Here is an 11,839-nt window from a genome sequence, read left to right on the forward strand (position 1 = left end):
CCTGCTTTACTCGTTCTTTTCGACGACAATTTAGCTTTAGTTCCTTCAAGTGTATAGCCTTCTTCTTTTATAAGGTGAAATATCTTATGAAAATTATCTATATCGTTTTGAGTAAACAATCTATTGCCTTTTTTGTTACGTCGGGGCTTTATTATATCAAATTCTTTTTCGTAGTATCTTATCAATGAAGTAGTTACTCCAAAAATTTCGGCTACTTCGCCAATTTTATAGTATAGTTTTTTTGTATTATCAGAATTTGACATAAGCAATAAAAATATTAATCCATTGTTTGTGATGGAACTTTAGACAATTCTATCATTTGTTGATATTGTTCAGGTGTAATATCGTTGAAAAAGAAATATATTGGATTAACCGCAACGCCGCCTTTTCTAACTTCGTAATGCAAGTGTGGTCCTGTCGATTTTCCGGTATTACCCATAGTGCCGATAATCTCGCCACGCTTAACTTGCTGACCTACCCTAACATTAATTTTATGCAAGTGAGCATACACCGTTGTATAACCAAAGCCGTGGTCAATTTGCACCGTATTTCCGTAGCCACCGCTGTTGTACTTTGAGTAAACAACTTTTCCGTTGCCCGTTGCATAAATAAGAGTACCGACAGCTCCAGTAAAATCAATACCTTCGTGAAATTTGGTTATCTTATAAAACGGATCGGTACGGTAACCAAAATATGATGCTATACGACGTAAATCGGTATTTGAAACAGGCTGTATGGCAGGGATACTCGCAACCATTGCTTCCTTATTTTTTGCCAATTTGTAGACTTCGTCAAATGAAATGCTCTGAACTACCATTTTCAAGGCAACAGCATCTAGTTTTTTATAAGTATTTTTAATAATGCTTGTATTGTCAATATCGTCTAAATGCCCGTAACGGTCGATACCGCCTACTCCACCATCTCTGACTGAGCTCGGCACAGGTTCCGACTCAAAAATCATTCTATAGATATTATCGTCTCTATCTTGCAATTCCGATAAAACTTCTTGCATTAAGTCAATTTTATCGTTTAATATTCTGTACCTAAATTTGTAAGCATCAAGTTGTTCTTCAAGTACCTTTTCTTTAGGAGTGCCAATGAAATCGTTGAAAAAAATGACAAAAATAATAGCCAAAAATAAACCTAAGAAAAATGAAAACACCCAAGGTTTTAATTTTCGCCACAAACTTTTTTCCTGATTAAATATTTTTAATGATTCACTGTCGAATCTTAGTTCTCTTCTCGACATTATACTGAAAATAATAATTAGTAAAGATGACTTTTTTTACATGTAAAAAAACTTTTTTCTTACTTCACAAGCAAAAATACTTATTTCTTGTAATTTTGCACAAATTTATCAAAGTTCAGTTAATATTTTTAGTCTTATTTAACATAACAGCAAAACTAACACATACAACAAACTATGACAGGAAAAGAAATTAGAGACACTTTTTTAAACTTCTTTAAAGACAAGCAACACCAAATAGTTCCGTCGGCTCCTATGGTTGTCAAAGACGACCCTACTCTTATGTTTACTAATGCCGGCATGAATCAATTTAAGGATTGGTTTTTGGGTAACAGCAAACCCAAATGGGAAAGAGTTGCCAACACTCAAAAGTGTTTGAGAGTTTCGGGAAAGCACAACGACTTAGAAGAAGTCGGACACGATACATATCATCACACCATGTTTGAAATGCTTGGCAACTGGTCGTTTGGCAATTATTTTAAAAAAGAAGCCATAGCTTGGGCATGGGAATTGCTCACCGAAGTATACAAAATTGATAAAGACCGCTTGTATGTTACGGTTTTTGAAGGTGATAAAAAAGATAACCTTTCGGAAGATAAAGAAGCTATCGAAGAATGGAAAAAACATATACCCGAAGACAGAATTATTTTTGGTAACAAAAAAGATAATTTTTGGGAGATGGGCGAAACGGGTCCTTGTGGTCCTTGTTCCGAAGTCCATATAGATATTAGAAGTGATAAAGAAAGAGCAGAAATTGACGGCAAAACACTTGTAAACACCGATCATTACTTGGTAGTTGAAATTTGGAATCTTGTTTTTATTCAGTACAACCGACTTGCCGACCAATCGCTTGTTACTTTACCCCAAAAACACGTTGATACCGGAATGGGATTTGAACGCCTATGTATGGTGTTGCAAGGTAAACAAAGCAACTACGATACCGATATTTTTATGCCATTGATAAACGAAATTTCAAAAATTTCGGGCTTAGAATACGGCAAAAATACTGATACCGATATTGCTATAAGAGTTATTGCCGACCATATTAGAGCCGTTAGCTTTGCTATAGCAGACGGACAGTTGCCAAGCAACGTTAAAGCCGGATATGTTATCAGACGTATTTTGCGTAGAGCTGTTCGTTATGCGTATTCATACCTTAACGTACACGAACCATTCATGTATAAACTTGTTCCGTGTTTAGAAGCAAATATGGGATACATTTTTCCTGAGCTCACAAAACAAAAAGATATTATTGAAAAGGTTATAATCGAAGAAGAACAATCGTTTTTAAAGACTCTATCAACCGGAATTAATATGTTTAAGCAACATGTTAAAAAAATAGGTTCCGAAGAAGTTATTAGCGGCAGCTTTGCTTTCGAAATGTACGACACTTACGGCTTTCCTATCGACTTAACTCAACTTATGAGTAAAGAAATTAACAAAAGCGTTGATATGGAAGAGTTTCAAAAATTGCTTAACGAGCAAAAGGAACGCTCGCGACAAAGTGCCAACGTAGTTAAAGGCGATTGGGTTGAGTTGATAAAAGACGGCTCATCTGAGTTTGTCGGCTACGACAATACCAAATACAAATCGAAGATTGTAAAATACAGAAAAGCCGAAACAAGCGAAGAAACTTTGTATCACATAATGCTCGACAAAACGCCTTTCTACGCCGAAAGTGGCGGTCAGGTTGGAGATGTTGGCTTTATTAAAAATTCGGAAGAAACAATTCCAATCGTCGATACTAAAAAAGAAAACGACCTTATTATACATATAACAGAACATTTGCCTAAGAACCTAAATTCCGAATTTATCTGTATAGTCGATGTACAAAAACGTAAACATACGGCAAACAACCACACAGCTACGCACTTGTTGCATCACGCTTTGCGACAAATTCTGGGAAATCATGTCGAGCAAAAGGGTTCGTATGTATGCGCCGACTATTTGCGTTTCGACTTTTCGCATTTTCAAAAATTATCGGATGAAGAAATAAAAAAAGTTGAAGTAATGGTAAATAAACTAATACAAGACAACATTACATTAGACGAATTCCGAAATATTGAAATGCAAGAAGCTCAACAAATGGGTGCAGTTGCGTTGTTTGGCGAGAAATACGGCGATACAGTCAGAGTTGTAAAGTTTGGCGATTCGGTTGAATTATGCGGTGGAACTCACGTTAAAGCTACCGGAAACATAGGCTTATTTAAAATTATTTCCGAAAGTGCTATTGCTGCCGGTATCAGACGTATTGAAGCTGTTACTTCCGATAAAGCATGGGAATACATTTACAAACAAAACGAACTTATTGAAAACATAAAATTAACTCTTAAAAATAAAATCAACCCTATTGGTGCAATTGAGCAACTGCAAGCCACCAACGATGAGCAGAAAAAAGAAATAGAAGAATACAGAAAAAAGGAAATTGCTATGACTAAAAATCAATTGATTTCCGAAATAAAATCTGTAAACGAAATTAAATTAATTTCCAAACATTTAGATTTAGACAGCATCACTATTAAAAATATAGCTCAATCGCTCACAGCCGAAACACCCGACCTTATGGTTGTTATTACTTCAAATATCAATCAGAAACCGAATATAGTTGTGGCTTTATCAAGCAGTCTTGTTAAAGAAAAACAACTACATGCAGGCAATATCGTTAAAAAACTTGCAACAATAATTTCGGGTGGCGGTGGCGGACAACCTAATTTTGCTACAGCAGGTGGCAAAAACCCCGACAAAATAAATCAGGTTATTTCTGAAATAAACAACAATATTGAAAATTACCTTGTATAAATAATAAAACAAACAACAATGAAATATTCAGTAATAGAAGTAAATACGCCGCAGACCATTTCGCAATTCCACAAAGTGGTAAGGATAATATATAAAAATGACAAAAACTATATTCAACCTTTAATTGAAACGGTAGAAGGTGTTTTTAGTCCTGAAAAGAACAATTATTTTAGCCACGGAGAAGCAAAAAGATGGATAATAAAAGACCATAACAATAACTTGGCAGGCAGAGTTGCAGCTTTTATCAACAATAACAAAGCTTTTGCTACTGAAACTCCTACCGGCGGAATGGGCTTTTTTGAGTGCATCAACGACCCAAAAGCCGCTTTTTTACTATTCGATACATGTAAAGAATGGTTGTCGTCTAAAGGAATGAAAGCTATGGACGGACCTATTAATTTTGGCGAAAATGACAATTTTTGGGGACTTTTGGTCGAAGGATTTATGCCACAAAGCATTGGTATGAACTATAACCCACCCTATTACAAAAACTTTTTCGAAGATTATGGTTTTACTTTTTATTACGAACAAATAACCAACCATTTAGATCTTACAAAACCTTTTCCCGAACGCTTTTGGAGAATAGCCGAACGTGTCAACAACAACCCAAAATATCGCTTTGAACATTTTACTTTCAAAAATGCCGAAAAATTCGGTAGAGATTTTATGGAAATATACAACGACGCATGGCAATTTCACGAAAATTTTACTCCTATTACAGAAAAACAAGTTGAAAAAATTATCGACGATATAAAAGGTATTGCCGTAGAAGAATTTATTTGGTTTGCATACTGCGGTGAAGAACCCATTGCTTTTGAATTTATGATACCCGATTTGAATCAAGTGCTCAAGTACTTTAAAGGCAAAATTAACCTGTGGGGTAAAATTAAAATCGCTCTTAAAGGAAAGAAAAACCTATTTACTCGTACCAGAATTGTTATTATGGGTGTTAAACCTAAATATCAAAAATCGGGAATAGAATCGGGTTTGTTTTGGAATATGGATAAGGTTATGATACATAAACCTAAATATAAAGAAATTGAAATTTCGTGGGTAGGAGATTTCAATCCTAAAATGAGAGCCATACAAGAAGCTGTTGGATCGACTTTTGCTAAAAAACATATCACATACCGAAACTACTTTGATGACGATGCTGAAATTACCAGATCGACTATAATACCTGTTGATACAAGAAGTTCGACTATAGAAACAACAAATAACTAAATTGAAATTTGAGTGTATTTGAAGCTAATTTTCTGAATTATATTTCGATAGAAAACAATATACAAGTTACGTACAAAATGTTGTAGAGGTAAGGAAGGTCGGTTAACTTTAATTGTTTTTATATTATATAATTACCTCAACAAATTTTCAAAACACTTATTTTATCATAATTTTCGATAGAAATGAAGTAACAGAAATAAGCGAAAAGAAAAAAATTAAAATTTTTATTAATAATTTCGTTTTATATTAAAAAATTATTACTTTTGTTGTCTAATATGTGTAGTAAGTCGAATTTTATTACAAAAAATTAAAAGAAAAAAATAATTAAATTATTAAATAACAAACAATTAACAATTACATTAATCAATTAAATTACACAAAAATGAAAAAAACATTACTTTTCACATTAGCAATGGTTTTTGCTGTAGTAGCATTTTCACAAAAAAATGCAAGATTAGATGCTCAAAAAGTATCTAGGACAGACGCAGCAACATTAATCATGAAATCAGTTGAAAATCAACCTTCAACTCCTATTATTAAGTTAAATCCTAAAAGCTACAGAGCTGGTGGCGAATTAGAAGCAATCTTCATTGGAACGACTCAAAATATTTGGGGACACTTATTAGAAGATCAAAGAAGTATGTACTATGATGTAACTTCAGGTACTATCATGTCAACACGTCGTGGTGACCATGCAACTCCAGGATTTAGTAGTGGCGACAACATTGTGTACGCTTACTCAACCGATGCTGGCGATACTTGGACAGACGTAGAAGCTTACGTTAACGAAGGAAAACCTGCAAGATACCCATCAGGGGTACTTTTCAACCCAAGTGGCTCAACTAATGCCGAAGACGTTTACTCAGTAGTTGCAGGTCCTATGCACAGTGGTGGCAACTGGTCTGACACTTACTTTGCATCAAAAACAATAGGTGGCGAAAACTACAACGTGTTTTCAGATCCTTCCAACGGTCAATTGTTCCGTACATCAATGTTAACAACAACAGACGGAAAAGTTCGTATTGGTAACAACGCAGCAACCTACGTAAGTGGACACATTTATTCATCAATGAAATTAGATTTGTATACCGGAACATGGAACGCTGCAAACAATGCATTTGATTGGAATATGTCCTCAATTGACCCATTGCCATACGTTCATCAAGAATCACCCGGTAGCTATTATGGTTCTTCAGAATTTTGCGCTGCTTTCAGCAAAGATGGACAAATAGGTTACATTGTAACTCTCGGACAAGATGTTAGAGGTGGTGCTGAATGCCCTGCTACTTTCCCTATTGTATGGATGACTGAAGATGCTGGCGCTAGCTGGAACGTTGTAGATTTCTACGATTTAGGTCAATTACCTGCTTTATACCCAATTCTACGCGACTTAGGTAACGAGCCAGGTAGAGTTCTTCCTGTATTTGAAGAATACTATAATGATGCTGATAGCAGATACTTCGGACACGAAATTGACGCTGTTGTTGACGCAAGAGGCAACCTACACTTATTTGCAATGGTATCTTCTAAATATAGCACCCACCCAGACTCTCTAGCTTACTCATGGTCATACGAAAAACACCCCATTTTTGAATTTGAATATGACAAATTTAATAACAGCTGGGGCGCTGCTTTTGTTGACACACTTAACACTTACTCAGTTGGTCCTAAAACAAGTACACTAAGAAGTTCAAATCCAACAGAAGATGGTACAGGCTGGAATCACAGACTTCAAGCTGCTGTTTCAGATGACGGACTTAAAGTTTTCTGTACATGGACAGATACCGACGTTGATTTCTTTACTCAACCTGAATTCCCATATTTTGACCTTAACCCTGACTTGAGAATTTGGTCAAGAGATATTAATACAGGTATGTCTACAGGTCCTATAAACCTTACTCACTATACAGCCGGTTTTGGCGAATCGCACTTCCACCACTTATCACCTATTATTCCTAACGTTGATGGTGAATGGCAAGTTCCTGTTTCGTTTATTAATATTGCCGAAAACGGTAGTATTGACGACCTACCATTACCAATTTACTATCTAAAAGGAATTACTCTAACTGAAGGTGACTACATGTACGCTGTTAATATCGACAATAGCTCACCAATGTTGTCTAACAAAGTTTCGGAATGCTACCCTAACCCTGCAAAAAATAGCACCAATATCAATGTAAACCTTGACAGAACTGCTAACGTATTCGTTTCAGTTAAAGCTGTTACAGGACAAACTGTTTACAACAACGATTATGGTAGAATGAACGCAGGAAATAACGTTATCACCATTAATACTAACAACTTAGCAAAAGGTATGTACATTGTTAATGTTACAGTTGGCGGTGAACAACACACCAAAAAGCTTATTGTTAAGTAATAAATAATAAGTTTGTAATTATCATAGAAGCTGTCCTATTTTTTAGGGCAGCTTTTTTGTTTTTATTATTTATCTGTAATAAAGTAAAGTTATTATCTTTGTGGTGTTTCGTTTATACATCAGCACAGTGAACAAAATTTTAACACTTATAAAAAAAGATATTAGCATTGAGCTTAAAAACAATAATGTTATTTCCGGCATACTGCTTTACGTTGTATCAGGAATATTAATAACATACGTTGTATTTGATGCAAATATCAGCGTAAAAATATGGTGCGTTTTGTATTGGCTAATTTTTATGTTTAGCTCAATAACAGCTGTTTCAAAAAGTTTTGTTCAGGAAGACCCTTCCAGAAATATATACTACTACCTAACAGCTAAGCCACAACATATTATTCTGGCTAAAATATTGTATAATATTGTTCTGCTTTTACTAATTGTTGCAATACATACCTTATTATACATGCTTATGTTGGGAAATCCGATAAATAACATTTTGCTTTTTGTTTCATCGGTAATATTAGGCACATTATGTATTTCGTCAATATTAACACTAATATCTGCCATTGCTTCAAAAGCATCGAATAATTTTACGCTATTATCGATTTTAAGTTTTCCATTAGTACTTCCTGTACTTGTTGTTTTACAGAAACTTACCGAATGGTCGCTGCTTGAAACTCATAGTAATAATTCGTTAAATTATCTGTTAGCCTTACTTTTATTGACTGTTGCCATAGTCGGTTTGGCATATATTTTATTCCCAAAAATCAGCAACGAATAATATATAATAAACAATGAAGAAAAAAATTACCATAAGTTACAAAATAATAGGATTGCTGCTAATTGCATATACTGTTGTATTTGGCTTAACTATTGCCACACCCGACCTGCCCATTATTAAAGAAAGTATAAGAAATTTATTTTTTCATGTAGTTATGTGGATGTGTATGTTCTTTTTCTTTCTAATAAGTGCAGCTAACGGTATTCTTTATTTGGCAAAGCACGATATTGAACACGACATTAAATCGGCAGAAGCGGTTAACATAGGACTTTTGTACGGAGTTATTGGAATTGTTACCGGAATGGTTTGGGCAAACTTTACATGGGGAAAGCCCTGGATAAACGACCCTAAGCTTAACGGAGCATTAATTTCGCTTTGCACCTACTTAGCTTATAAAATCTTGAGAAAGTCAATTGCGTCAAATGAACTAAAAGCTCGCGTTTCGGCTGTGTATAACATATTTGCTTTTGTTATACTAATATTGTTTATTTACGTTATACCAATGATAAGCACAACCACCATACACCCCGGTCAATCGGGCGATGCAACTACAATTTTTACAATAAATAAAAGTATGAGAATGGTTTTTTATCCTTCAATTATTGGAAATATAATTATTGGATACTGGCTTTGGACTCAACGTGTGCGAATAAAAAACATAGAAAACAAATTAAAAAACTTAGAATTAATTTAAAGCATGGAAAACAAACTATTTGTAGTTATTTTGGTAGTGTTAGTGATAATTTTAGCACTTGCCATATATTTGTTTGCTCAAGATAAGAAAATATCGAAGATTGAAAACAAAGTAAATAAACTAGAAGAAGAAATTGAAGCAAATTCTACCGAAAAAGATAAAACTGTTTCTGTAAAACTTAAAGAAAAGAGTAATACTTAATTAATTATGAAAACCACGAATTTAATTTTATTGTTAATCATTGTTGCGTCTGTTGCAATTATAGTAAGTCTTTTTTCAAAATCTAATCCGTATAGCGATTTTGAAAAAGTTGAACAAAACACAGGTAAAGATTTGCAAGTAATCGGAAAGCTATCCGACAAGTATCAGATAATGTATATTGATAGCATCTTCACTTCAAAAGGATTTAGTTTTGGTATGGAAGATGAAAAAGGTAATGTCCGACAAGTATATTATTTCGATAATAAACCAACCGATTTTGAAAAATCGGATCAAGTAGTAATTGTAGCAACTAATCGAAACGACTCTATTATTGCTAAATCCTTGCTGCTGAAATGCCCATCAAAATACAACGAAGACAAAAAACCTGAAGGATTTGAAGATAAAAGCTTTTAACTAAAACTGTTGTAGTAAAAACTATCATTAATGCGAAACTTATATTTATTAGTTTTTTTGCTATTTTGTTCATTCAATTTATTTTCTCAAATAAATAGCAACGATACTATTGCTGACAGAAATGTTCATGCCGACCAACACTCACCCGATTCGGCTGACATCAGCTATTTTATTTACAGTACCGATGCAAATTATACCTTATATAAACTAAACCGAAGTCTGACAAATTTTGAAAACTATCAGCAATTGCAATCTGCAAACAGTTTTTATCAATACAATGGCAACATAGGTTCTGCTGCAACTTCACTTATATTTCCAACATTCTTAAATCCCGATTTTTCGTACAAAAACAACGTTTTCGGCATATGGCAACTCAGTACCGATAGCATAAAAATATATCCAAACAAGTCGTCTTATTCTGAAGCCAAATACGTTTTGGGAAGTGCAAGAGAACAAAGCCTTGATTTTAATATTCACACTCGTCTCGGCAACGGCATATACACCGGAGCTTTTTTAAGATACCGAAACATATACGGATTGTACAACAATCAACGAACATACTATCCGGGCGGTCATCTTTATTTTACTTTCTTTCCCAATAATATTAACTACGGCGCTATCGTCAGTTATCTTAACGATAAATATTTAGCTTTTGAAAATGGTGGCATTGCACAACCCGAACAGTTTTTTAATAACACCGAAACCAACAGAAGTACATTTATTACCAATCTCGGCTCTGCCGAAAATCACGGTAAAACAACACAGATAAGATTACAACAGTTTTACAAATTTTTTAAAAACACAAACGACACTATAAGCAATAGAAAGTTGTTTTTTAAAATTGCACACACTTTTGATTATCAGTCGAATAGCAACAAATATTCGGATAAGAGTCGTAATATCGACTTTTATCCGCAAAGCTGGTCTGATACCACCTACTATTTCGATTCAACAAATTTCAGAACTGTCAGAAATATTTTGTCAATTAATAATATTGATACTTCTAACCATAACAATAAAATATTTACATACAATTTCAGTATTGCTCATAGTTTCAACAAATTAAGCAAACCAAATGTAGAGAAAAAACTATTTTCTGATTTTAAACCGGAACTCAAAATTAATTTATTACTCTTAAAACACTACAATTTAAACTTCATCGGCTCGTACGGAATTGGCAACACGACCAATAAAAACTATGAAATAAAGTTAAATGCCAACAGATATTTTTCAAATAGCAATATTTATGTCGCCGTCAATGCAGATGTGAGTAGTACAATGCCCAACTATTTTTATTTGTGCAACGAAACTCCTTTTGAAACATGGAACAACGATTTCAAAGCAATAGCATTTAATAAATTTGGAATACAATTTTATTGGAAAAACTTGAGAGCAGAGTTTTATGATGCAAATATTAAGAATTATGTTTATCTGAACGAAGAAATAAAAGCTATACAACACAGCGATTTAATCTCTGCGTATGTATTCTCATTAAACAAACTGTTCAAAATAAATAAATTCAACATTGATATAACTTCAATACTACAACACAATAACGATAGCATCATAAATCTGCCTCTGTTTATGGGCAAGATAAAATTAATGTACCAAAACACTTTATTCAAAAAAGCACTGCATTTTCAAGTTGGTTTAGCTTGTACTTATCATACCAATTGGAAACCGCAAGCTTACAGCCCTGCATATGCGCTTTTTTACAGACAAAACAATTATACAGCAGGCAATTACCCTTATGTAGATTTCTTTTTGAATTTGGGCATAAAAAGAGCTAGGATATTTTTTAAATACGAAAATTTAGGGTCTTTCCTATTAGAAAACAACTACCTAATGACACCTTATTATCCCTTACCCGACGCCGGTTTCAAATTAGGAGTCTCGTGGATGTTTTTCGACTGATAGGCTGAGCGTGAATGGTGAATAGTGAGTGGTGAGTGGTGAGTGGTGAGTGGTGGGTGATGAGTAATGGGTGATGAGTGGTGGGTGGTGAGTGGTGAGTGGTGAGTGATGAGTGATGAGTTAGGAGTTAGGAGTTAGGAGTCAGGAGTCAGGAGTTAGGAATTAAGAGTTAGGAGTATTTATACTCGA

General features: G+C 34.2%; 10 protein-coding genes. 8 read left to right on the top strand and 2 right to left on the bottom strand.

Annotation, left to right across the window (positions count from 1 at the left end; genetic code table 11):
* Together PHP31_09170 and PHP31_09175 are read right to left on the bottom strand one after the other, a co-directional pair.
* A partial coding sequence (locus PHP31_09170; protein ID MDD3739447.1) for a MerR family transcriptional regulator occupies window positions 1-263 on the bottom strand: 263 nt, incomplete at its 3' end.
* A 14-nt stretch (window positions 264-277) separates the two neighbouring features.
* Window positions 278-1,249, bottom strand: a complete 972-nt coding sequence (locus PHP31_09175) for a peptidoglycan DD-metalloendopeptidase family protein (GenBank protein ID MDD3739448.1) — start codon at window positions 1,247-1,249, stop codon at window positions 278-280.
* Between the two features lie 174 nt (window positions 1,250-1,423).
* Between PHP31_09175 and alaS the strand changes: the two genes are divergently transcribed.
* The 8 genes from alaS to PHP31_09215 all read left to right on the top strand — a co-directional run bounded on the left by alaS (window position 1,424) and on the right by PHP31_09215 (window position 11,650).
* Window positions 1,424-4,045, top strand: coding sequence for an alanine--tRNA ligase (alaS, locus tag PHP31_09180; protein ID MDD3739449.1), 2,622 nt, complete (start codon window positions 1,424-1,426; stop codon window positions 4,043-4,045).
* Window positions 4,046-4,063: 18 nt separating this feature from the next.
* Window positions 4,064-5,269 carry a hypothetical protein gene (locus PHP31_09185; GenBank protein ID MDD3739450.1) on the top strand — a complete coding sequence of 402 codons (1,206 nt, stop codon included), beginning with the start codon at window positions 4,064-4,066 and terminating at the stop codon, window positions 5,267-5,269.
* Between the two features lie 382 nt (window positions 5,270-5,651).
* Window positions 5,652-7,646 (top strand): T9SS type A sorting domain-containing protein, encoded by a 1,995-nt coding sequence (locus PHP31_09190; GenBank protein MDD3739451.1) that lies wholly within the window; start codon window positions 5,652-5,654, stop codon window positions 7,644-7,646.
* A gap of 127 nt (window positions 7,647-7,773) precedes the next feature.
* The gene (locus PHP31_09195) at window positions 7,774-8,427 is read left to right on the top strand and encodes a heme exporter protein CcmB (protein ID MDD3739452.1); all 654 of its coding nucleotides are present in this window, start codon (window positions 7,774-7,776) and stop codon (window positions 8,425-8,427) included.
* A gap of 13 nt (window positions 8,428-8,440) precedes the next feature.
* The gene (gene ccsA, locus PHP31_09200) at window positions 8,441-9,121 is read left to right on the top strand and encodes a cytochrome c biogenesis protein CcsA (protein ID MDD3739453.1); all 681 of its coding nucleotides are present in this window, start codon (window positions 8,441-8,443) and stop codon (window positions 9,119-9,121) included.
* Between the two features lie 3 nt (window positions 9,122-9,124).
* Complete coding sequence (locus PHP31_09205; GenBank protein ID MDD3739454.1) at window positions 9,125-9,322, top strand: hypothetical protein; 198 nt, start codon at window positions 9,125-9,127, stop codon at window positions 9,320-9,322.
* A gap of 6 nt (window positions 9,323-9,328) precedes the next feature.
* On the top strand, window positions 9,329-9,736 hold the full coding sequence (locus tag PHP31_09210) for a cytochrome c maturation protein CcmE (protein ID MDD3739455.1): 408 nt from the start codon (window positions 9,329-9,331) through the stop codon (window positions 9,734-9,736).
* 30 nt (window positions 9,737-9,766) lie between these two features.
* Window positions 9,767-11,650, top strand: coding sequence for a hypothetical protein (locus tag PHP31_09215; protein MDD3739456.1), 1,884 nt, complete (start codon window positions 9,767-9,769; stop codon window positions 11,648-11,650).
* The last annotated feature ends 189 nt before the right edge of the window (window positions 11,651-11,839 follow it).

It is taken from the genome of Lentimicrobiaceae bacterium, from assembly GCA_028697555.1.
Classification (GTDB): domain Bacteria; phylum Bacteroidota; class Bacteroidia; order Bacteroidales; family UBA4417; genus UBA4417.

Excerpts from the sequence above, each read along its gene's own strand:
- PHP31_09205 (MDD3739454.1), top strand. The coding sequence starts at position 9,125 with ATGGAAAACAAACTATTTGTAGTTATTTTGGTAGTGTTAGTGATAATT.
- PHP31_09190 (MDD3739451.1), top strand. The coding sequence starts at position 5,652 with ATGAAAAAAACATTACTTTTCACATTAGCAATGGTTTTTGCTGTAGTA.
- PHP31_09175 (MDD3739448.1), bottom strand. The coding sequence starts at position 1,249 with ATGTCGAGAAGAGAACTAAGATTCGACAGTGAATCATTAAAAATATTT.
- ccsA (MDD3739453.1), top strand. The coding sequence starts at position 8,441 with ATGAAGAAAAAAATTACCATAAGTTACAAAATAATAGGATTGCTGCTA.
- alaS (MDD3739449.1), top strand. The coding sequence starts at position 1,424 with ATGACAGGAAAAGAAATTAGAGACACTTTTTTAAACTTCTTTAAAGAC.
- PHP31_09215 (MDD3739456.1), top strand. The coding sequence starts at position 9,767 with ATGCGAAACTTATATTTATTAGTTTTTTTGCTATTTTGTTCATTCAAT.
- PHP31_09185 (MDD3739450.1), top strand. The coding sequence starts at position 4,064 with ATGAAATATTCAGTAATAGAAGTAAATACGCCGCAGACCATTTCGCAA.
- PHP31_09210 (MDD3739455.1), top strand. The coding sequence starts at position 9,329 with ATGAAAACCACGAATTTAATTTTATTGTTAATCATTGTTGCGTCTGTT.